The organism is Streptomyces sp. NPDC058457, assembly GCF_042720695.1.
Lineage (GTDB): Bacteria > Actinomycetota > Actinomycetes > Streptomycetales > Streptomycetaceae > Streptomyces.
This window is the reverse complement of the sequence record NZ_JBHXLU010000032.1, coordinates 1-20,912: the sequence shown is the minus strand read 5'-3', so window position 1 is coordinate 20,912 and position 20,912 is coordinate 1. Positions and strand designations below refer to the sequence as shown.

Annotated in this window: 22 protein-coding genes; 13 read left to right on the top strand and 9 right to left on the bottom strand. The window is 72.2% G+C overall.

Going from position 1 to position 20,912, the window contains the following annotated elements; all coding sequences use genetic code 11:
* Positions 1-721 precede the first annotated feature (721 nt).
* A complete protein-coding gene (locus ACFWPS_RS24685; protein WP_383708325.1) occupies positions 722-1,438 on the top strand; it encodes an amidohydrolase family protein in 717 nt (238 codons plus the stop codon).
* A 24-nt stretch (positions 1,439-1,462) separates the two neighbouring features.
* On the opposite strand, the gene ACFWPS_RS24680 is transcribed toward ACFWPS_RS24685, so the two are convergent.
* The gene (locus ACFWPS_RS24680) at positions 1,463-2,050 is read right to left on the bottom strand and encodes a hypothetical protein (protein WP_383708324.1); all 588 of its coding nucleotides are present in this window, start codon (positions 2,048-2,050) and stop codon (positions 1,463-1,465) included.
* A gap of 208 nt (positions 2,051-2,258) precedes the next feature.
* Entirely contained in the window at positions 2,259-2,861 is a 603-nt protein-coding gene (locus ACFWPS_RS24675) for a YcxB family protein (protein WP_383708323.1), read from the bottom strand.
* 255 nt (positions 2,862-3,116) lie between these two features.
* Between ACFWPS_RS24675 and ACFWPS_RS24670 the strand changes: the two genes are divergently transcribed.
* Both ACFWPS_RS24670 and ACFWPS_RS24665 read left to right on the top strand, forming a co-directional pair.
* Complete coding sequence (locus ACFWPS_RS24670; protein ID WP_383708322.1) at positions 3,117-3,374, top strand: hypothetical protein; 258 nt, start codon at positions 3,117-3,119, stop codon at positions 3,372-3,374.
* Entirely contained in the window at positions 3,371-4,132 is a 762-nt protein-coding gene (locus ACFWPS_RS24665) for a GNAT family N-acetyltransferase (protein WP_383708321.1), read from the top strand. Before ACFWPS_RS24670 ends, ACFWPS_RS24665 begins: the two co-directional genes overlap by 4 nt.
* Here ACFWPS_RS24665 and ACFWPS_RS24660 read toward each other — a convergent pair.
* Positions 4,093-4,494: a MarR family winged helix-turn-helix transcriptional regulator gene (locus tag ACFWPS_RS24660; RefSeq protein ID WP_383708397.1), complete on the bottom strand. Its 402-nt coding sequence runs from the start codon at positions 4,492-4,494 to the stop codon at positions 4,093-4,095. The genes ACFWPS_RS24665 and ACFWPS_RS24660 overlap by 40 nt on opposite strands.
* A gap of 140 nt (positions 4,495-4,634) precedes the next feature.
* Here ACFWPS_RS24660 and ACFWPS_RS24655 point away from each other — a divergent pair, with 140 nt between their 5' ends.
* Positions 4,635-5,717 carry a hypothetical protein gene (locus ACFWPS_RS24655; protein WP_383708320.1) on the top strand — a complete coding sequence of 361 codons (1,083 nt, stop codon included), beginning with the start codon at positions 4,635-4,637 and terminating at the stop codon, positions 5,715-5,717.
* 126 nt (positions 5,718-5,843) lie between these two features.
* Positions 5,844-6,650 (top strand): putative protein N(5)-glutamine methyltransferase, encoded by an 807-nt coding sequence (locus ACFWPS_RS24650; protein WP_383708319.1) that lies wholly within the window; start codon positions 5,844-5,846, stop codon positions 6,648-6,650.
* Between the two features lie 87 nt (positions 6,651-6,737).
* On the opposite strand, the gene ACFWPS_RS24645 is transcribed toward ACFWPS_RS24650, so the two are convergent.
* Entirely contained in the window at positions 6,738-7,418 is a 681-nt protein-coding gene (locus ACFWPS_RS24645; RefSeq protein ID WP_383708318.1) for a hypothetical protein, read from the bottom strand.
* Between the two features lie 79 nt (positions 7,419-7,497).
* Here ACFWPS_RS24645 and ACFWPS_RS24640 point away from each other — a divergent pair, with 79 nt between their 5' ends.
* Positions 7,498-7,974 (top strand): CGNR zinc finger domain-containing protein, encoded by a 477-nt coding sequence (locus ACFWPS_RS24640; protein ID WP_383708396.1) that lies wholly within the window; start codon positions 7,498-7,500, stop codon positions 7,972-7,974.
* Here ACFWPS_RS24640 and ACFWPS_RS24635 read toward each other — a convergent pair.
* Together ACFWPS_RS24635 and ACFWPS_RS24630 are read right to left on the bottom strand one after the other, a co-directional pair.
* Entirely contained in the window at positions 7,971-8,726 is a 756-nt protein-coding gene (locus ACFWPS_RS24635; protein ID WP_383708317.1) for a hypothetical protein, read from the bottom strand. The two genes, ACFWPS_RS24640 and ACFWPS_RS24635, sit on opposite strands and share 4 nt — an antisense overlap.
* A 151-nt stretch (positions 8,727-8,877) precedes the next feature.
* A complete protein-coding gene (locus tag ACFWPS_RS24630) occupies positions 8,878-10,956 on the bottom strand; it encodes a SpoIIE family protein phosphatase (RefSeq protein WP_383708316.1) in 2,079 nt (692 codons plus the stop codon).
* A 275-nt stretch (positions 10,957-11,231) separates the two neighbouring features.
* Here ACFWPS_RS24630 and ACFWPS_RS24625 point away from each other — a divergent pair, with 275 nt between their 5' ends.
* From ACFWPS_RS24625 to ACFWPS_RS24605, 5 genes are all read left to right on the top strand, one after another.
* Positions 11,232-12,104, top strand: coding sequence for a hypothetical protein (locus ACFWPS_RS24625; RefSeq protein WP_383708315.1), 873 nt, complete (start codon positions 11,232-11,234; stop codon positions 12,102-12,104).
* A gap of 111 nt (positions 12,105-12,215) precedes the next feature.
* Complete coding sequence (locus ACFWPS_RS24620; protein ID WP_383708314.1) at positions 12,216-12,584, top strand: hypothetical protein; 369 nt, start codon at positions 12,216-12,218, stop codon at positions 12,582-12,584.
* A gap of 105 nt (positions 12,585-12,689) precedes the next feature.
* Positions 12,690-14,705 (top strand): FAD-dependent oxidoreductase, encoded by a 2,016-nt coding sequence (locus ACFWPS_RS24615; protein WP_383708313.1) that lies wholly within the window; start codon positions 12,690-12,692, stop codon positions 14,703-14,705.
* A 23-nt stretch (positions 14,706-14,728) separates the two neighbouring features.
* Positions 14,729-15,274, top strand: a complete 546-nt coding sequence (locus ACFWPS_RS24610; protein WP_383708312.1) for a PadR family transcriptional regulator — start codon at positions 14,729-14,731, stop codon at positions 15,272-15,274.
* A gap of 58 nt (positions 15,275-15,332) precedes the next feature.
* Positions 15,333-16,445: an IS630 family transposase gene (locus tag ACFWPS_RS24605; RefSeq protein WP_383708311.1), complete on the top strand. Its 1,113-nt coding sequence runs from the start codon at positions 15,333-15,335 to the stop codon at positions 16,443-16,445.
* On the opposite strand, the gene ACFWPS_RS24600 is transcribed toward ACFWPS_RS24605, so the two are convergent.
* Both ACFWPS_RS24600 and ACFWPS_RS24595 read right to left on the bottom strand, forming a co-directional pair.
* The gene (locus ACFWPS_RS24600; RefSeq protein WP_383708310.1) at positions 16,442-16,996 is read right to left on the bottom strand and encodes a hypothetical protein; all 555 of its coding nucleotides are present in this window, start codon (positions 16,994-16,996) and stop codon (positions 16,442-16,444) included. The genes ACFWPS_RS24605 and ACFWPS_RS24600 overlap by 4 nt on opposite strands.
* Before the next feature lie 166 nt (positions 16,997-17,162).
* A complete protein-coding gene (locus ACFWPS_RS24595; protein ID WP_383708309.1) occupies positions 17,163-18,125 on the bottom strand; it encodes a fibronectin type III domain-containing protein in 963 nt (320 codons plus the stop codon).
* 385 nt (positions 18,126-18,510) lie between these two features.
* Here ACFWPS_RS24595 and ACFWPS_RS24590 point away from each other — a divergent pair, with 385 nt between their 5' ends.
* Complete coding sequence (locus ACFWPS_RS24590) at positions 18,511-19,197, top strand: glycoside hydrolase family 75 protein (protein ID WP_383708308.1); 687 nt, start codon at positions 18,511-18,513, stop codon at positions 19,195-19,197.
* Between the two features lie 66 nt (positions 19,198-19,263).
* Here ACFWPS_RS24590 and ACFWPS_RS24585 read toward each other — a convergent pair whose 3' ends face one another.
* Positions 19,264-20,025: an SDR family NAD(P)-dependent oxidoreductase gene (locus ACFWPS_RS24585; RefSeq protein WP_383708307.1), complete on the bottom strand. Its 762-nt coding sequence runs from the start codon at positions 20,023-20,025 to the stop codon at positions 19,264-19,266.
* A 161-nt stretch (positions 20,026-20,186) separates the two neighbouring features.
* On the opposite strand from ACFWPS_RS24585, the gene ACFWPS_RS24580 reads away from it, so the two are divergent.
* Positions 20,187-20,822, top strand: a complete 636-nt coding sequence (locus ACFWPS_RS24580; protein ID WP_383708306.1) for a TetR/AcrR family transcriptional regulator — start codon at positions 20,187-20,189, stop codon at positions 20,820-20,822.
* Positions 20,823-20,912 lie beyond the last annotated feature (90 nt).

The window sequence follows — 20,912 nt, the reverse complement described above, 5'->3', positions numbered from 1 at the left end:
GGATGGTCCGACGAATCACCAGGCCTCTGCGCCGACCGACCCCTACCACGGGCCCATGCCGTCAGCTGTTGATCTGCTGGTCAGAGACGCCAGCCTGCTCGTCGTGGACGGCGGGCGGGAGATCCCGGGCGGCTGGATGGCCATAGCGGGTGGTCGGGTCACATCGGTCGGGGCGGCGGGCAGCGAGCCCGAGGCCCGTACGGTCGTCTCCGAGTCCGAACGGGCCCCCGCTGTGAACGGCTTCCTCTTCGAGTGGCTGACCACCCTCTACCGTTCCTGTGGACCTGGCAGGTGTAAGCCCACTCGGCCGCACGCCCCGAACGGTCTTGGGCGCTCCCCCACTGCCTTAAGGGCGTGGGAGGTACCCCCAGGTCCCCGGCGTACTCGACCCCGGGGCGGCGACACGGATCCTGTCCGTGGTCCGATCCCAGGAGGCCGGTTCCTTCGCGACCTGGCCAAATGAGTACGGCCAGAGGCGACGGGGAGGCCCTGAACCATCACTCTGGTGGAGCAGGGGCCCCGCACGCTGGCGCCGTACCCGGTGTCCCAGATCGCGCGATCGCCGTAGCCTGAACGGCCCAGGCCACCACAAGCCCGGAAGCCGACCATCACACGATCGAGTTAAACCGCCCTGGAGTGCGTTCCACTGGACCCTGGGCCCGGCGCCCTGATCCGGGTCGCGCTCGCCCCCTGCTCGCCCTTCTCGGTGACCAAGGAGGTGATGACGGCGACCGCCGAACTCGCCGAGCGGTACGACGTCCGGCTGCACACCCACCTCGCCGAGGACCACGACGAGGACATCTACTGCCTGGAGACCTACGGCTGCCGTCCCGTCGAGTACTTCGAGGACTGCGGCTGGGTGAGCGACCGCACCTGGGTCGCGCACTGCATCTACCCGAACGACGCCGAACTGCGGCGCCTCGCCGCCGCGGGCGTCGGAGTGGCGCACTGCCCGAGCTCCAACATGCTCATCGGCGGCGGCACCGCGCGCGTCCGCGAGATGCGCGACCTCGGGCTGCCCGTGGGCATCGGCTGCGACGGCTCGGCCTCCACCGACCACGCCTCCCTCTGGATGGAGACGCGCAACGCCCTGCTGCTCGGCCGCTACCGGGGCGGACCCGCCGCCATGACCGCCCGGGACGCCCTGGACATCGCCACCCGCGGCTCGGCCCGCTGCCTGGGCCGTGCCGACGAGCTCGGCCATCTGCGCCCCGGAGCCTGCGCCGACCTGGTCGTCTGGGACCTCCACGAGGTCGCCCTGGCCGGTGCCCTCACCGACCCCGTCGAGGCCTGGCTGCGCTGCGGACCCGCGCGGGCGTGGATGACGGTGGTCGGCGGGCGGGTGCTGGTCGACGCGAGCGAGCCCGTCCTGCCCGGGCTCGCGGACGCGCTGCGCACGCACGCGCGCGTGGCCCGCCGCCTGCAGACGACCGACTAACGGCTCTCGATCGACCAGCGGGTCTCAGGCGCGCCCACGGGTCCAGTCCGGTCCGGTGCGCGCCCACTCCTGCTCCCACTCGGCGAGCCGGTGGCGCAGCGCCACCCGGCGTACGACGCCATGGCCGACCAGCACCACGGCCGCCGCGCCGGCCGCCCCGCACAACCCCACGGTGACCGTGTGCTGCCAGACGGCGATGTCGTCGGGCGGCGGGGCGACCCCGTGCCCCTGCCGGTCGAACCACACGTCCACCACGTCACCGGTCCGGGTCCCCGCAGGCACCCGGGCCAGGGCGGTCTTCGTCCCCTTGCCGGGGACCGTCCAGCGCACATTCGTCTCGTAGGCGTGTGCCCGGTCGCCGCCCTGCACCGAGGGCAGCTGATCCGGAGTGCCGCCGATGACCACGGCCCGGACCATGTGCCGCTCGGCCCGCTCCACCGCCGCCACCGACCGCGCCTGCTCGTAGGCCCACAGCCCCGTCACCGCCCCCACCAGGGGCGCGCCCACGCCCAGCAGGACCGCGACGGCCAGCGCGATCCACGCCTCCACCACGTCGGACTTGCGCCGCAGCGGGTTCTGCCGCCAGCGCCAGCCACGCACCCGGGTACGCATGTCGACCTCCTCGCCGCCACAAGAGCCGGAGGGCCGGACAGCCGGTCCGCAGCTCCCAGCGTGCCCCCGCTCGCATGCGAGCGTCCACACGGGAGTGGTACCCCGTACGGAGTACCCGGCCCACCGACCGGAGGTAGGGACGTGGTGTGGCCTGAAGCACACGTTCCGCCGCGCGCCCCGGGCGGTCGCCGGGGGAGCGAGCCGCCGCTCAGCCGTTTGCGGGGGGCCGGTCGTCGGTGGGTGCGGTGGCGGAGGGGGCAGGGGGCGGGGAGGGCGAGGGGCCTGCGAGGTACTGCGTGAGCAGGTCGCGGCAGACCGGGACGAGCGCGGTGTCGGAGAGGCCTCGCTTGGGCAGGGCGATCCAGGGTCTGCCCGTGCGGTCCAGCAGAACGAACTGTCGGTCGGACTCCGTGCACGAACCGAACTGCGACCAGGAGTAGGTGGCCGTCTGCCCCTCCGCGCGGATCGTCAGGGCTTCCGGTACGATCTCGGCCTCCTGCGCCAGCTGCATCCTCGGTGAACGCCGCCAGAGCGCACGTGACCTGCGGCGAAGACGCCTCCGGGAAGAGGCGGCGAAGGCTCTGCCGACGTGCTGGACGAGGACCGTAGCGAGCACCAGGACGGGAATCCACCACTGCCAGGGCGGTTCCAGGGCGGCCAACGCCACCAGGGAGCCCCACAGGATCAGGAGAACGGCGACCGCCTGGCCCAGCGCCCGCCTCCGCACCCGCCGCCGCGCGGGAGCGTGGATCAGCAGCTCGAGGAGGTCGTCGGCCTCCGGGACGTACCTCAGCGTCAGCGCCGGCTGCATGATCCCCCCTGCCCTCGACGAGCGAGCCCGCGCATCGTAGTCGTGGGTGCCGGAGAAGGGGAGTGCCGTGCGGTGGGGGCCGGGAACGAACACCCGGAGGTGCCGGCGGGACGGTGAAGGGCGCAGGTCAGGGACCAGATCATTGCGGCCGTATGAACGATCCTCGGGTACGGGAATAGCCGCCGTGTACTCGTCCTTGGCGCTGAGTGCCGCTGCCGGGACACCGGCGACAGCACCAGAGAGCGAGGAAACACGATGCCCAAGGCGTACGTCTGCACCAGGCACGGCGGACCCGAGACCAAGGCCTGCGCCGAGGCGGACCCGCCCGTTCCCGGCCCCGGTGAACTGCTCGCCGCGGTCCGCACTGCGGGGGCCGACCCCGTCGACCGGAGGCCGCGCATCGGCATCCGCCGCCCCGGTGAGGGGGAGGCGCGCTTCCCGGTCGTCGTCGGCGGCAAGGCCGCCGGTGTGGTCGAGGAGACCGGCAAGATCGTGATCGAGGTCGCCATATGAGCGTCCCGAACTCCCGCGGGAACTCCCGCGAGGGCGCCCCGCACATCCTGGACAACCCCGCCCGCGCCTCCCTCACCGGCCCGCACGCCCTCTTCGCCGAGCGGCGCGGTCGGATCCTGCGCTACCCCGTCGACGTCTCCCCGTGGCTGGCGCTGCCCGACGCTCCCGACGCGGACGACTGGGCGGACCTCGCCGCTCTGGCCGGCCCCGGCGCCGAGGTCCCGCTGCCCGGGTACCGCGGTGAGCTCCCGGAGGGGTGGGAGCTCACCATGAACATCGCGGGCGTGCAACTGGTGGACGAGGGCATGGAAGCGGTCCCGGAGCCGGCCGCGGTCCGGCTGGGACCGTCCGACGTACCGGAGATCCTCGACCTGGTCGAGCGCACCCGCCCCGGTCCGTTCCTGCCCCGGACCATCGAACTCGGCACCTACCTGGGCATCCGCCGCGACGGCAAGCTGATCGCGATGGCGGGGGAGCGGCTGCACCCGCCGGGCTGGACCGAGATCAGCGCGGTCTGCACCGACCCGGCGTACCGCGGCGAGGGCCTCGCCACCCGGCTCATCCGCGCGGTCGCGTACGGCATCCGGGAACGCGGCGAGACACCCTTCCTGCACACCGGCGCCGAGAACACCACCGCGATCCGCCTGTACGAGTCGCTCGGCTTCCGGCTGCGCCGACGTACCGCCTTCATCGCGGCCCGGGTGCCGGAGCCGCTCGGTCAGTCGCCGGCCGAGCCCGCCGAGGTCCCGGCGTTGTAGCGCTCCAGGTATCCGGCGAACCTGACCAGGTCCGCCTCCGGCCAGTCCGCCAGCCGTTCCCGGAAGGCGGCCCGGCGGCTCTGCGTGACCTGGGCCAGGATCTCCTGCCCGGCCTCCGTCAGATGCAGCACCTGGACCCGGTGGTCCTCCGGGTCCAGGCGCCGCTCGATCAGCCCCGACCGCTCCAGCGCGGCCACCTGCCGGCTGACCGTCGACTTGTCCAGCGCGTAGTGCGCGGCCAGATCGGTGGCCCGGCAGCCGCCGCGCTCCTCCAGATGCCCGAGCAGCGTGTACGACACCAGCGAGAGCTCGGGGTGCATGCGCCCGGCCGACGCCCGCGCCCGGCGCGCGAAGATCGTCATCTCGCGCTGGATGGTCTCGACTGCCGTCTCCGCCGTTGTCACGGGAATACCTCCTCCGACGGTCTAGTTGTATAGTACAACTTGACCGTGAGTTGTATAAGCCAACCAGTTTGGCCGCAAGGATCTGGAGGTCGTACGCGATGAGGTCGCCGGCTCTGCGCCATGTGCTCACGCACCTGATCACCCCGCTGCTGATGTGCCTGGGCATGGGGCTCGCCTATATGGGTGCGTTCGTCCACCCGGAGCCCAACCACATGCCGGTGGCCGTGGTCGGAGCCGGACCGGAAGCGAAGGTGTTGGCGCAGACCATCAAGGACACGGCCGGCGACAAGCTCGACGTCCGTACCGTCCCCACCCGCGCCGCGGCCGTCGACCTTCTTGAGTCCCGTACCGTGACCGGCGCCTATGTGCCGAGCGCCAAGGCTCCGGAGCTGATCGTCGCCAGCGCCGCCTCCGACATGGGCGCCACGGCCGTCGAGAAGGTCTTCACCCCGGTCGCCGACAAGCAGGGCGTCCCCCTCAAGGTCACCGACGTGGCCGAGCCGGTCGCCGACGACCCCACCGGACAGGGCCTCTTCTTCCTCCTCATCGCTGTCAGTATCGGCTCCTACGCCTCGGTCGCCGCCCTCGGCACGGCCGGTGCGGCGCTCCCCATGCGGATACGCGCCCTGCTGGCCCTCGGTGTCTCCGCTGTCGTCAGCGGCATCGGCGCGTTCCTCGCCGGACCGGTGTTCCACCTGGCCCACCACGACCTGGCCGGGGTCTGGGGCATGGCCTGGCTCTACTCCGCCGGCATCCTCCTCATCGGCGTAGGCCTGCACACCTTCCTCAAGCGGTGGACCACGCTGACCATGATGGTGCTGTTCGTGATGCTCAACTTCACCAGCTCCGGCGGGTTGTTCCGCCCCGAGCTGCAGAACGGCTTCTTCGGCACCCTGCACGCCTTCTGGAACGGCGCCGGCTTCGTCGAGGGCGTCCGCAGCCTGCTGTACTTCGGCAGCGACGGCCTGAGCCGCAACGTGTGGACCCTCGCGGTCTGGCTGCTGGCCGGCCTCGCGGTCACCGCGATCGCGGCGGCCTACGAGCGGACCAAGGCGGCCCCGGCCGCCGCCGTGACCGTACCCGACTCCCCTGCCGGACTGGCCGAACTGGCTGCGGAGGCCGAGGAGGCCGAGGAGGCCGAGGAATCCGAGGAGGAGACCGCGGAAGCGGTCGGCGTCTGACCGCCCCACCGTACGACTGCCCCGCCCGCCCGCCCGTCCGTCGGGCGGGCGGTCCGCTCGTCCGTCCGCTGGCCCGCCCGGTAAACCGTCTGACCGGCTCCCCGCCGTCCGGATAGGCTCCCGGTGATGACCTCACTCTCCGACTCCGATACCGTCACCACCGCCGTCGTCTCCGCGCTGCGCGCCGCCGGTTGCGTCTTCGCCGAGGACGAGGCGGAGCTGATCCTCGACACCGCCCGTACCCCGGACGAACTGGCCGCCATGGTGGACCGGCGAGCCGCCGGACAGCCCCTCGAACACGTCCTCGGCTGGGCGGAGTTCCACGGGCTGCGGATCCTCGTGGAACCCGGCGTGTTCGTGCCCCGCCGCCGCACCGAGTTCCTGGTGGACCAGGCCCTGGCCCAGGCCCCTGGAGCGTCCGTCGTCGTGGACCTGTGCTGTGGATCCGGTGCGGTCGGCGCCGCCCTCGCCGCCGCCCTCGGGGACGTCGAACTGCACGCCGCCGACATCGACCCGGCCGCGGTCGGCTGCGCCCGCCGCAACATCGCCCCCTACGGCGGCCACGCCCACGTCGGCGACCTCTTCGACGCCCTGCCCGCCGCCCTGCGCGGCCGGACCGGCATCCTCGCGGCCAACGTGCCCTACGTCCCCAGCGACGAGGTGGGGCTGCTGCCCGCCGAGGCCCGCGAGCACGAGCCGCTGGTCGCCCTCGACGGCGGCGGCGACGGTCTCGACGTGCTGCGCAGGGTCGCCACGGGCGCGCGCGACTGGCTCGCACCCGGCGGCTGCGTCCTGGTCGAGACGAGCGAGCGCCAGGCCGAGGACGCCGTCGAGACCTTCCGCCGCGCCGGCCTGACCACTCGGCTCGCCGCCTCGGAGGAGCTGTACGCGAACGTCGTGATCGGCGTACGCGACCAGGCGCCACGCGGCTGAAGCCCCGCCGGGGGCTGTCGGGCGTTCTGTCGTAGCGGGTCGCCAGTTCTCGCCACGCCTGGTTCGCGGTCCGGGATGCTCGGCGGGTCAGGCCTCGGACAGGAGCCAGCCGATGCGCAGTTCTGCCGCACCCGGGCGGGAAGTCCGCATGAGCTCGGCTCGCTCGGGGTCGTCTTCGGGGAGGTGGTCCGCGAGAAGGGCCTGCGCGGCGATGGTCTGGGGCCGGGCACCGAGCGCGGCGCGCAGGTGAAGTGAGCGGCGCAGCATCGCGATCCGCTCGGCGGGCTCCTTGTGCGGTGCGAGGTGCCGGATGATGTAGGACTCGAAGCAGCCGTCGCCGGACCTCGTCGCGATCCCTAGAGCCGTCTCGTAGCGCGGGAGGGCGCCGGCCGGGTCCTCGTCGATGTTGTCCAGCAGGACGGCCCAGTGGTACTCGGCCCAGCCGCGCTGCTTCTCGTCGCCGCTCTCGGCAGCCGCGCGGTAGCCGGCCTCGGCCACGGCGCGGTCGTCGGCGCGGGGGTCGCGTCGGAACAGCAGGCGGCTGTAGGCCAGCCGAGCCGTGAGCAAGTGAGCGGTCGGCGATGCGGGATCGAGCGCCGCGACGGCTTTCTCCGCCTCCTCATGACCCTCGATCCGGAAGAACCAGCGGTCGACGGCGATCTCCGCGCGCAGCTCGGGCTCGGTGTCCGGGCCCAGGGCGGCGAGCGCGGCGTCCCACTCCCCGAGCAGCAGCAGGCGGCGGGCTATGTAGGTGTCATCCGGTAGCAAGGCGCCTACGTTAGGAAGCGGCGATGTAGGTGGTCAAGTGCAATACGGTGACTACATTGGGAACCTGACGCGGTTGGCCGTGGAGCTGGCCAATACCGGGACCCTCGACCAGCACGGCGAACTGGTCGCCGCGTTCTTCGCGGAGCACGAGATCACCCCGCCGCCGGGCGGCGACTACGGCGAGCTGCCGGACCTCGTGCGCACGGCCCTGGCGCAGTCGGTCGACGGCGCCGCCCCCGAAGCCGTGCACCGCCTGTTGCGGGACTATCCGCCGGACATGCACCTGTCCGACCATGACGGCCTCGGCGGCTGGCACATCCACTTCAGCCGCAACGGCACCCCGGCCAAGCGCTGGGTCGGCCAGCTGATCGCCGCCAAGCTCGCCCTGGTCGCGGCCGGGGATCCGGCGGTGACGCTGGGGCGGTGCGCCGCGGCCGGGTGCGACAACTACTTCGTGGACCAGTCACGGAACCGGACACGCCGGTTCTGCTCCAATGCGTGCGCGAGCCGGACGACGGTCGCGGCCCATCGGGCCCGGACTGCGAAGAACTCCTAGGTGGTGGCCCCGCTCCCCGAAGGGCTCGGTGAGGGTGAGCGGTCGCCGGGGCCCTGCCACGGGCCGCCGCGGTCGTGCATGCCGCCGCGGCCCATGCCCATGAAGTCGCCCGAGAGGGCGCCGGACGCGGTCAGCTTGCCGTCGTCGGCGCGGGTGCCGATCAGGAAGGCCGTCGCGTCCTTCTTCAGCGCGTCGGAGTCGCCCCGCACCTTGACGTCCGAGCCCACGGTCCACGTCCACGACGTGCCGTCGTCGCTCTTCACCGTGACCTGGTCACCGTCCACCTTCTGCACGGTGCCCCGCTGCCAGACCCGTACCACGTACTTGCCGGTGTCCGGGTCCTTGACGGTCGCCTCGCCGTGCACGCCCATGCCGCCGCCCATTCCGAACCAGCCGGGCCCGGGCCCGCGCCCGTCCGGCGCCGAGGGCCGCGCCGACGGCGCGCCGGAGGCGGCCGGGGGCGTGGCGGAGCCGCTGTCGCCCGAGCCGGCGGCGAACGCCACCGTGCCGCCCAGGGCGAGCGCCCCGGCGACGAAGGCCACGGTCACCGCCCGCACGCGGATCGACTGGCGGCGCCACAGGTCGCGCAGCGGCGCGCCCGGCTCACGGTCGGGTCCCGGCCCGGCGAGGGCCTCCGACGGGGCTTCCCACTCCGGGGCGGCGCCCTGCGGGGGACGGTCGGGCATCGGGGGGATCGACGGTTCGGTTCCGTCGACGTCACGGCGGTCTTCCTGCTCCGGTTCGTGCGTCACGGCTCGCTCCCATCGGCGAACGGCACGCGGCATCGCGCGATGCATGCCTCTCTGTGAATTGTGGGAGCTCGCCGATAAGAACCTGGTAATCAGTCCCTGTGAATTCGATGAATCCGCGCGCGGAGCACCCGGAGCCCTGGCGTCCCGGCGGTCAAGGCAGTTCCCGTGCCCGCGCGATGAGCAGCGCCACGTCGTCGTGGTTGTCGGGGTGGTGCAGCTCCCGCAGCAGCAGGTCGCAGGCCTCCTCCAGCGGGCGGGCGGGATCGTCGAGCAGGGCCAGCAGTTCGTCCAGCCGTTCGTCCAGGGAGTGCGTGCGCGTCTCGACCAGGCCGTCGGTGTAGAACACCAGCTCGTCGCCCGGTTCGAAGTCGACGGTCGTGGTGGCGAAGGGGATCCCGCCCACGCCCAGCGGGACTCCGGTGGGCAGGTCGAGGAGTTCCGGCGGCCGGCCGGGCCGGAGACGGGCCGGCGGCAGATGGCCGGCGTTGGCGATCCGGCACCGGCGCAGATGCGGGTCGTACACGGCGTACACGCAGGTCGCGATGGAGTGGTCGAGGCCCGACGTGGTCTTGTCCAGGTGTTCGAGGAGCACCGCCGGATCCAGGCCGAGCGAGGCCAGGGTGGTCGTCGCGGTGCGCAGCCGGCCCATCGTCGCGGCCGCGTTGATGCCGCTGCCCATCACGTCGCCCACCACGAGGGCCGTTCTGCCGCCCTCCAGCGGGATGACGTCGAACCAGTCGCCGCCCACCTCGACGGTGGCGCCCGCCGGCTGGTAGCGGGAGGCGACCTCCAGGCCGAAGGTGACCCGGGGATGCGTCGGCAGGAGGCTGCGCTGGAGGGTCAGGGCGGTGGTGCGGGCGCTCTGGTACCAGCGGGCGTTGTCGATCTGCACGGCCGCCCGCGCCGCCAGTTCCCGGGCCAGTAGCAGATCGTCGTCGTCGAAGGACGCCGGATTGCGGGTGCGCCTGAGGTCCAGGGCGCCCAGCACCTCGCCGCGCGCGATCAGCGGCACGGCCAGATACGAGTGCACCCCGGCCCGGCCCAGCAGGACCGCGGCCTCGCCGGAGGGGGCGATCCGCGCCAGGTCCTCGTCCTTGACCTGCGGGACGACGACGGCCTCCCCGGTGCGTACGCACTCGGTGATCAGGCGGTCCGGCGCGTACCGGGCGACCGTGCCGGGCGCGTCGGCGGCCTGGACCGCGTCCGCCTCCTGCTCCGCGCGTACGGCGAGTGCCCGGAGCACGGCCGGCTCTCCCGGGCCGAGCGTGCCGGTCCGGCCCTCGGCCACCGTGTCCAGCAGGTCCACGGCTGCCACGTCGGCGAGCTCCGGTACGGCGACGTCGGCCAGCTCCCGGGCGATGCGGTCCAGGTCCAGGGTGGTGCCGATACGGGCCGAGGCGTCGGCGATCACGGCCAGGCGGCGGCGCGCGTTCTCGGCCTCGACCCCGGCCCGGTACGGCTCGGTGATGTCCACCACCGACGTGGCCACGCCCAGCACGTTGTCCAGCGCGTCCTCCAGCCGGTAGACCGACACCGACCAGATGTGCTCCTCGTCCGGGTCGGCCGGCGTGCGGCCCACCGCGGACTCGTCGATGACCGGCTCACCGGTCCGCAGCACCCGCAGGTAGGCAGACTCCAGCGCGTCGGCGTCCAGGAAGGGCAGCACCTCGCGGATCGTCCGCCCCACGTGCTCCTCGGCCGGGACGCCGTTCATCTGTTCGAGGGCCGGGTTGACCGACACGAACCGCAGCTCCGTGTCGAGGACGGCCAGCCCGATCGGCGACTGCTTCACGATCCGCTCGGACAGCGCCACGTCCTGCTCCAGCCGGCGCACCGTCGACTGGTCGGCGGCCAGACCCAGCGCGAACACGTCGCCGTTGTCGTCCATCAGACGCATGTTGCGGAACTCGACCACATGGGTGGTGCCGTCCTTGTGCCGGATCGGGAAACCGCCGGCCCAGCTCCGCCCGGTGCTCATCACGTCCGCGAACAGCTTGCCGACCAGCTCGATGTGGCGCTCGTCCACCATCAGCCGGGCCGCGTACTGACCCAGTGCCTCCCGCGCCGTGTAGCCGAACAGCTCCTCCGCCTGTGGGCTCCACAGCACGATGCGCCCCTTGGCGTCCAGCACCACCGAGGCCACGCTCAGGACGTCAAGGAGCCCGCCCGGCCGCACGGGTCCGCGCACGGGCTCCCGGCCCCCCGGCACCGAAGCCTCGGCTGGACTCATCGCACGCACCGCCTTCGAACCTCCGCACGGCACGCCGTCCCCCGTGCCGACTCCCCTTGTTCTATCGCGCTCACACCCGACTCTCCGACGCCGCCGCCGACTTTTCCACCATCTCTCAACACGGCGGCATCCGTACGGCGAAGCGACCACAGGGGCGGCCGGGGCGTGAGTTCACCTTCCCGTCCCGTCATTGGTCTGTACATGCCCGTCGGGCCCACGCCAGACTGACCGGCGCACGCGCGTCCCACCCCCCAGCTACCGAGGAGTACGCTTCCATGCCCGCGTCCACCCGGCAACGTTGTCGCGCAGGCCTGACCGCCCTGGTCGCCCTCGCCACCACCCTGGTCCTCGCGACCGCCGCTCCGGCCTCCGCGGCCGACACCTGGACCGAGACCGGCTCCGACCATGCCGATGCGCTCACCGAGAGCCAGGGTCTGACGTCGGTCGAGGTCCCCGCCAACAGTGCGAACCGGTACACCGGCATCGGAACCATCCCCATCAGCGTCTCCAGCCGCGGCTGGAACCACGTCGGCGACCCCGACGAGTCCTACGACGGCTACTACGTCGAGCCCTACCAGGCGGACTCCGGCACCGCCAAGATGTACCGGGTGCAGGCCCCCGACGGCACCTGGTCGGAGTACGTCCACACGCTCGCCTCCGGCGAGGCCCTCAACAACTCCTGGTCCGCCATCACGCCGGACAGCCAGTACATGCTCTCCGGCGAGTACGGCACGATGACCCGCTTCCTGGTCTTCCCGACGCCGGGCGCCAACAAGAGCACCTCGCCGTCCGCGAACCTCCCGCTCGCGTCCGTCGTCAACCTGGACCACGCCGTGCGCGACGTGCAGGGCTGCGACTTCGCCGGTGCCACCACCCTGCTGTGCTCCTCGGACGACCCGGACGGAAGCCTCTTCGGCTACACCAAGCCGCTCCTGCAGATCGACCTGTCCGCGCAGCCCGGCTCCGGCAACGTCACCGGGCATGTCACGGCGCTGCGCCAGCTCCCGCTGCGCAGCTCCTGCTCGGGCACCTTCGAGGTCGAGGGCATCGACTACGACCGCCGCACCGGCACCCTGCGTGTCATCGTGATGTCGCCCAGCATCTGCATCCTCACGGACAGCAAGACCTACAAGTTCACCCGGAGCTGAGCCCCCTTCACGGGTGGTGCATGCCCCGAAAGTGGTGCTTTTCTGTTGGCATGGCGTGGTTCGCGGGGGAACCCGTGCTACCGCGCCATCGCCATGAGAGGAGCGATCACGATGGTCCGTGAGCGACTGCACGAGGAACCCGTCTCGCTGGAGATCAGCGGATGCAGCAAGGAGGACGCCCGGATCGTGTTCGACGCGCTGTGCCAGTGCTTCGAGTCCGACCGGGCCGCCGAGGACGTGCCGCAACAGCTCCACGAGACCCGCCCGATGGTGTGGCTCGGCACGTTCGAGGTCACCGACGCCCACGAGTGCACCCTGCCGCCCCGGCTCTCGGCCACGGTCGAGGCCGACGCGCAGGGCGGCTACTGGGCGATCAGCCGGCTCCACACGACTCTCGACTCCCTGTTCGCCGTACGCAACCTGTCCTCCGCCTCGGGCGACCAGGAGAGGGAGCTGCACGTCCTGCTCGAAAGCCGGTGACCGGTGATCTGAGACACGTCGTGCCGATGCCATTGTGCAACTAGTTGCATAATCCGTGCGCGGTCCTCTACAACTACGGTGACGACACCGCGCACGGAGGGCCCGATGAGCCGTTACCCGCACCTGCTGCAACCCCTCGACCTGGGCTTCACCACACTGCCCAACCGCGTGCTCATGGGCTCCATGCACGTGGGCCTGGAGGAGGCCGAGCGCGGCTTCGAGCGGATGGCGGAGTTCTACGCGGCCCGGGCCCGCGGGGGAGTCGGCCTCATCGTCACCGGCGGCATCGCGCCCAACGACGAGGGCCGGCCGTACGAGGGCGGCGCCAAGCTCACCACCGAGGAGGAGGCCGGGCAGCACCGGGCCGTCACCGAGGCGGTGCACCGCGAGGGCGGCCGGATCGCCATGCAGATCCTGCACTTCGGCCGGTACGCCTACCACCGCGACCTGGTCGCCCCGAGCCCCCTCCAGGCCCCGATCAGCCCCTTCCCGCCCCGTGAGCTGACCGACGCCGACGTCGAGCGCACCATCGACGACTACGTCCGCGCCGCCCGCCTCGCCCGGCAGGCCGGCTACGACGGCGTCGAGATCATGGGATCCGAGGGCTACCTGATCAACGAGTTCGTCGCCGCCCCGACCAACCGCCGCACCGACCGCTGGGGCGGCTCGTACGAGAACCGGATGCGGTTCCCCGTCGAGATCGTCCGCCGGGTGCGCGAGGCCGTCGGCGACGACTTCATCATCGTCTACCGGCTCTCCATGCTGGACCTGGTCCCCGGCGGCTCCTCCCTCGACGAGGTGATCACCCTCGCCAAGGCCGTCGAGTCCGCCGGGGCGACCATCATCAACACCGGCATCGGCTGGCACGAGGCCCGCATCCCGACCATCGCCACCTCGGTCCCGCGCGGCGCCTACACCTGGGTCACCAAGAAGCTGATGGGCGCCGTGTCCGTCCCGCTGGTCACCACCAACCGCATCAACACCCCGGAGGTCGCGGAGGAGCTGCTCGCCGAGGGCTTCGCCGACATGGTCTCCATGGCCCGCCCGATGCTCGCCGACCCCGACTTCGTCGCCAAGGCCGCGGCCGGCACGCCCGAGGCCATCAACACCTGCATCGGCTGCAACCAGGCCTGCCTCGACCACACCTTCGGCGGGAAGATCACCTCCTGCCTGGTCAACCCGCGCGCCTGCCACGAGACCGAACTGGTCCTCGCCCCGACCCGGCTGAAGAAGCGGGTCGCGGTGGTCGGCGCGGGACCGGCCGGCCTCGCCTGCGCGGTGTCCGCCGCCGAACGCGGCCACGAGGTCACCCTGTTCGACGCGGCCGGCGAGATCGGCGGCCAGCTGAACGTCGCCCGCAAGGTCCCCGGCAAGCAGGAGTTCGACGAGACCCTGCGCTACTTCCGCCACCAGCTCGACGCCCACGGCGTGGACGTACGCCTGAACACGACCGTCGAGCCCGAGGACGTCACCGGCTACGACGAGGTCGTGGTCGCCACCGGCGTCAGCCCGCGCACCCCCGACATCCCCGGCGTCGACCACCCCCGCGTCCTCGGCTACCTCGACGTGCTGCGCGACGGCGCCCCCGTCGGCGACCGGGTCGCGATCCTCGGCGCCGGCGGCATCGGCTTCGACGTCGCCGAGTACCTCACCGACGGCGGCGACAAGGCGAGCGACGACCCGGCGACGTACTTCAGGCACTGGGGCGTCGACATGGAGTACCAGGGCCCCGGTGGTCTGACCGCACCCGAGCGCCCCGCGCCCCCGCGCACCGTCCACCTGCTCCAGCGCAAGACCGGCAAGGTCGGCGCCGGACTCGGCAAGACCACCGGCTGGATCCACCGCACCGAACTCAAGCACCGCGGCGTCACCATGGTCCCGGGCGTGCGGTACGACCTGATTGACGACGCCGGACTGCACGTCACCGTCGACGGGGAGAGCACGGTCCTGGAGGTCGACACCGTGGTGCTGTGCACCGGGCAGGAACCGCGCCGGGGCCTGTACGAGGAACTGGTCGCCGCCGGCTGCAGCGCGCACCTCATCGGCGGCGCCGACGTCGCCGCCGAGCTGGACGCCAAGCGGGCCATCAAGCAGGGCACCGAGCTGGCGGCCGCCCTGTGAGCGGCCGTCCCTAGGATGAGCCCATGTCACTCCCGCACGCGATCCTCACCGCCCTGCTCGAAAGGCCGTCGTCGGGGCTTGAGCTGACCCGCAGGTTCGACAGGTCGATCGGCTACTTCTGGTCGGCCACGCACCAGCAGATCTATCGCGAGCTCGGAAAACTGGAGGCCGAGGGCTACATCCGCACCCTGCCGGCCGAGCAGCCGGCCCGCGGGCAGAAGAAGAGCTACGAGGTCCTGCCCGCGGGCCGCGCCGAACTGGCCCGCTGGACCGCCGCCTCCCAGGACCCCAAGCCGCAGCGGGACGTGCTCCTGCTGCGGCTGCGCGCGGCCGCGGTCGTCGGCACCGACGGCCTCGAAGCCGACCTGCACCGCCATCTGGAGCTGCACCGACGGCAGTTGGCCGAGTACGAGGAGATCCAGCGCCGCGACTTCCCACCGGGCAAGGACGCCCCCGAGGACCGGCTGCGGCACCTGGTGCTGCGGGCCGGCATCGACCTGGAGACCTTCTGGACACAGTGGCTGAGCCACGCCCTGGAGGAGTTCGGCGAACTCCCCGACCTGCCCTGAGGGCTGTCCGCCGGACAGGCCCTAGTGACCTGAGTCGTTGATGCGTCGTTTGATATGCATGGGGCGTCCGGGGCCGCGGTTGGCCGAGCTGGTGTTGTCCGAGCATGAGCGTGAGGTGCTCGGGGGGTGGGTGCGGGCCCAATCCACGCCGCAGGCCCTGGCGTTGAGAGCGCGGATTGTGCTGGCGTGTGCCGAGCTCGCGCCGGACGGGTTGTTGCCGCGGTCGGCCAGTTCGGTGGCCCGGCAGGTCGGGGTGACCACCGAGACGGTCTCCAAGTGGCGGGCCCGGTTCGTCGCCCACCGGCTGGACGGGCTGGGTGATGCGCCCCGGCCCGGCCGGGTGCGGACGGTGACCGACGAGCAGGTTGCCGAACTGGTGCGGCTCACCCTGGAGACAAGGCCGAAGAACGCCACGCACTGGTCGACGCGGTCGATGGCCCGGCGGGCCGGCATGTCGCAGTCGACGGTGTCGCGGATCTGGCGGGCCTTCGGTCTCAAGCCGCACCGTACCGAGTCGTTCAAGCTGTCCACCGACCCGTTCTTCGTGGACAAGGTCCATGACGTGGTGGGGTTGTATCTCGACCCGCCGGAGCGGGCTCTGGTGCTGTGTGTGGATGAGAAGTCGCAGATCCAGGCACTGGACCGGTCCCAGCCGGTGCTGCCGATGATGCCCGGAGTGCCCGAACGCCGCAGCCACGACTATCTCCGCGCGGGCACCACCACCCTGTTCGCCGCGCTGGACGCGGCAAGCGGCCGGGTCATCGGCTCGCTCCACCGCCGGCACCGCACCGCCGAGTTCAGGAAGTTCCTCGCCAAGCTCGACCGGGAAGTGCCGGACGGCCTGGATGTCCACCTCATCGTGGACAACTACGGCACCCACAAGACCGAGCCGGTCCGCAGGTGGCTGCTGGCCCACCCCCGCTTCCACCTGCACTTCACCCCGACCGGATCGTCCTGGCTGAACCTGGTCGAGCGATGGTTCGCTGAGCTCACCTGCAAGAAGCTCCGGCGCAGCGTCCACCGCTCCGTCCCCGCCCTCGAACGCGACATCCGCACCTGGATCAAGGACTGGAACGACAATCCACGCCCGTACGTCTGGCACAAGACCGCCGACCAGATCCTCGACAGCCTCGCTGGCTATTGCCGACGCATCAACGACTCAGGTCACTAGAGCCGGTACGGCTTCGAGCGCTTGCGCAGGTACCAGCCCGTGGCGATGACGCCCGAGCCGACCAGCGCCGCGCCGATGCCCAGCGTGAGCGGCCCGTAGTCGCGGGCGGCGCCGCCCAGACCGCCCATCACGCCCCGGGCGGGCGTGGCCGGCGCGGCCGACCTGGTGGTGGAGGAGGTCGTCGGTGCCGCGTTCGCTCCGGACACGATCACCGACTGGGTGCCCGCCGTACCGCCGTTGGAGCAGACGACGACCACCGTGTAGGTGCCCGGCGACACTCCCGACCAGGCCGCGGACTGGCTCACGGTGGTGCCCGCCAGGGCCACCTGCCGCCCCTGGGCGAAGGCGGTCTGGCCGCTGTTGAGCAGCGAGGCGTTGCCCCAGCTGCCGTTGCTCTGGGTGCAGGCGCTGGTGACCACCGAGACCGTGGTGCCGATGGTGCTCACCGAGATGCCCGTGAGTGCGGCGGACGGGCCGGCGAGCCAGGTAGGGAACGCGGCGGCAGCCGCCAGGGTCAGGCCGGAGCGGAGGAGAAGTCGTGTAGTGCGCATGGGCTGTCCTCCGGCGGCACGGTTGGCGGAACCCCTTGCGCCGCCGAGGGTCGGGAAACGCCCGTGCTGCCACAGGTTCAGCGAACGGGGCCCCGGCGGGTCCCGCACCCGGAGGGCGACCGACCAGGTGACTTCTTCCTCCGTCCGGCCCAGGCCCGGATGCGCGTCAGGCCCCCGTCGTCACGGTCCGTTCCACCGACCAGCCGCCCCAGGTGCCGTCCGGCAGCCGCGCCCGGAGCCGCACCCGGTGCACGGCCCCATGGTCCCGGCCCACATAGAAGCTATAGGTCGCACGGCCCTTCGGCGGGGTGCCTCCCCACACCAGGGAGGTGGTCGTACCGCTGTCGAGCCGGATCTGGTACTCCGTGACCACACCGTCCACCTGTGGCGGATCCCAGGCCAGGTCGAGGTAGTAGGCGCCGCTCTCCTCGTGGGTCCGCGCCGTGAAGGAGGCCGGCGCGGTGTCCCGCCCGTCGCCGCTGCCCGGCGTGGTGAGGCGTACCGCCGTGCTGGCGGGCGAGAGGTTGTCGGCCGCGTCCCGGGCCCGGACGGTGAAGACATAGCGGGTGCCCGGCCGCAGCCCGGTGACCACCGTCGCGGTCTGGTTCCCGCCCACACTGTGGATCTTGGCGCCGCCCTGCCAGATGTCGTACGACACCACGGCCCGGTCGTCCTTCGAGGCGCCCCAGGACAGCTGTACCGCGCGGCTGCCCACGGCCCGGCCGTCCGGCCGCGTGGGACGGGTCGGGGCCGAGCGGTCCGCCGCGACCATCGCCGGTGTGGTCGCCCGCACCGCACGGCTGCGCGGCCCGAGGCTGCCGTCCCCGCCCCGGGCTCGCACGGTGAACACATACACCGTGGACGGCCTGAGCCTGGTCACGTCCACCATGTGCTCGGACCCCGGCACTTCCTCGACCTTCGTGGTGCCGCGATATACCTCGTAGCCACCGATCCCGGAACCGTCCGGCAGCGCGTTCCACATGACGTGCACGCTGGTGGCGCTCCCGGCCGCCGCCGTGACCCCCGTCGGGGCACCGGGCAGCCGGCCGCTGTCACCGTCGGCGGCCCCGCCCCAGCCGCAGGACGACACGCACAGCAGGACGCAGACCACGACGGCAACTCGGCGCACGGTTCCGCCTCCCCGGGGACGGCAGCACGGCAATGGTCCGGACCAATATGACCTGCCCGGCATGCGGACATCAAGAGGGCCGTATTGCAGACGGCGGGGGAGGGTTACGTATGCTGAGTGCCTTGCGGTCGAACTTCCCCGGAGAACAGGGGAGTTCGCGCCTGTGGCGCGGAACGCTGTCGTCGCTGATCCCGCGCCGGCACGGGCGGCCGGGGCGGACTGGGCTGACACCGGCTCAGCGCCCCGGCCCCCGGTGACCTCTCACGAAGTGTCAGTTTCCTTGCTCCGAACGGCCCTGTACGCCCTCTGCTTGCTGGCCCGGCCGCCGGACCCGCACCAGATTGTTCCGGTGACTCCATGTCCCCCACGAAAAGGGTCCCTCATCGTGCGTGTCCAGTCGCTGACGCTGGCCGCGGCCGGCGCCGCCCTGCTCGCCCCGGCCACACTGCCCGCCCCCGCCGCCTCCTACGCGGCCTCCGGTGACCGGCACCGGATCACCGCCACCGACCTGCTGGCCCGGGTGCAGGACTGCGCCCAGGTCTCCAAGGGCCGCTACCGCTCCGACGCCGGCACCGCCGCCACCGTCCCCGTGTGCGGCACCCGGCAGGCCGTCTTCTGGAAGGCCGACCTCGACATCGACTGCGACGGCCAGACCACCGCCCACTGCAACCGCGCCGCCGACCCGGCGTTCTCCGCCGCCACCGCCTTCCAGCAGTCCGACGGCGGCCAGCTCAACGCCGAGCAGCTGCCCTACGTCGTCGTACCCGGCGTCAGCGACCGCTGGAACCACCGGGCGTCCGGCGTCCGGGGCGGCGCGGTCGCCGCGGTCATCTACAAGGACCGGGTGCAGTACGCCGTCGTCGGCGACACCGGACCGCGCGACATCATCGGCGAGGCCTCGTACGCCACCGCGAAGGCACTGGGCATGAACCCCGACCCGCGGGCCGGCGGGGTGCCGTCCGGCGTCACCTACATCGTCTTCAAGGACTCCGGGGTCGAGCCCATCGAGAACCGCGAGGCGGCGGAGGCGGAGGGGGAGCGGCTGGCGGCGCAGTTCGCCGAGGACGACTGACCGGGCCGGTCGGCCGACGCCGAAACCGCGGGCAGGGCAGGGCGGCCGCACCTCCGGCGGCGCGGGTCAGACGGCCGCCCAGCCGTTGTCCACCGGCAGGATCGCGCCGTTGATGTTGCCGGCCGCGTCCGAGGCCAGGAAGACGATCGCCGCCGCCTGCTGCTCGGGCTCGGAGACCTGGCCCACGTTGCCGAAGTACGGGCCGAGCGCGGCCGGCCCGTGGGCGCCGTCCTCCAGGTCGATCTGTATCCCGGTCCTGGTGCCGCCGGGGGCGATCGCGTTGGCCCGGATGCCCTGGTTGCGGTACATCACCGCCAGGCTCTTGGTCAGGCCGACGACACCGTGCTTCGAGGCCGTGTAGGCGGCGCCCGCCGCGCTGCCGCGCAGACCGGCCTCGGAGGCGGTGTTGACGATGGCGCCCCGGCCCGCCGCCAGCATGTGCGGCAGCACCGCCCGGGTGAGCAGGAACGGCGCGGTGAGGTTGACGCGTATCACCCGCTCCCACTCCGCGTCGCCGACGTCCGCGAGCGCCGACATCCGGTCCATGATCCCGGCGTTGTTCACCAGGACGTCCACCCCGCCGAACCGCTCCACGGCGGTCGCGACCACCCGGTCCACCACGGACTGCTCGCTGAGGTCACCGGTGACGGCCACGGCCGTGCCGCCCGTCTTCTCGATCTCCTCGACCGCCGTGCCCGCGGCCTCGGCGTTCAGGTCGGCGACCAGGACCCGGGCGCCCTCCCTGGCGAAGGCCAGGGCGGTGGCCCGCCCGATCCCCGATCCCGCGCCGGTGACGATGACGCCGCGCCCGTCGAGTCCGCTGGTCATGTGGTGCTCCTGTCAGGTGGTTCGAGGGCGCACTGCGCCCCGGTGCGGTCACACCATACGACTTAATGTCTCTGAGTGACATGAAGTCGCGACGGGAATTTTCCGCCGCACGCCTCCTCGGGGAGAATTCCGATCACCAGTCGCCGGCACCGGAGGAGCAGATGACCGCAGCAGCGGGACGCACGGGACGCCCGCCCCTGACCGAGGAGCGCAAGGCCGAGATCAGGCTGGAGATCGCCCGCGTCGCGGTGGACCTGTTCGTCGTCCAGGGGGTGGCCGCGACCACGGGCGAGCAGATCGGCCGGGCGGTCGGGATCTCGGCACGCACGGTGTGGCGCTACTTCCCGAGCAAGGAAGCCTGCGTAAGGCCGTTGTTCGCGGCCGGCATCGAAGCCGTCGCCGACGGTCTGCGCGCCTGGCGCCCCGGCCGGCCCCTGGAGGACGCACTGGAGGGTGCCGTGATGGACGGCAGCCTGGTGCACAGCCCGGACCATGCCACCATGGGCGCCCTGATCCGGCTGACCCGCAGCGAACCGGGCCTGCGCGCGGAGTGGCTCCAGTCCTACGACGAGGCCGAACCGGCCTTCGCCCGCGCCCTCGCCGAACGTGCCGGGGTCCCCGCCGACGACCTGCGGACCACCATCCAGGCGGCCGCGCTCAACGCGGCCCTGCGCGCGGCCGCCGAGTACCACGTCTGGCGCGTCGCCGACCGGACGATGGACGCGGCCACGGCGGAGGCCGAGTTCAGGGCGACCCTGCGCTCGGCGCTCGCGGTCGTGGCGGGCGGGCTGTCCTAGAAGGCTCATGAAGATCTTGGGTTCTGGCCCTGCCGCGTCAGCGGCAGGGCCAGACTCGTCAGGTGGCGATGGGTGAGTGGGTCGGCGAGA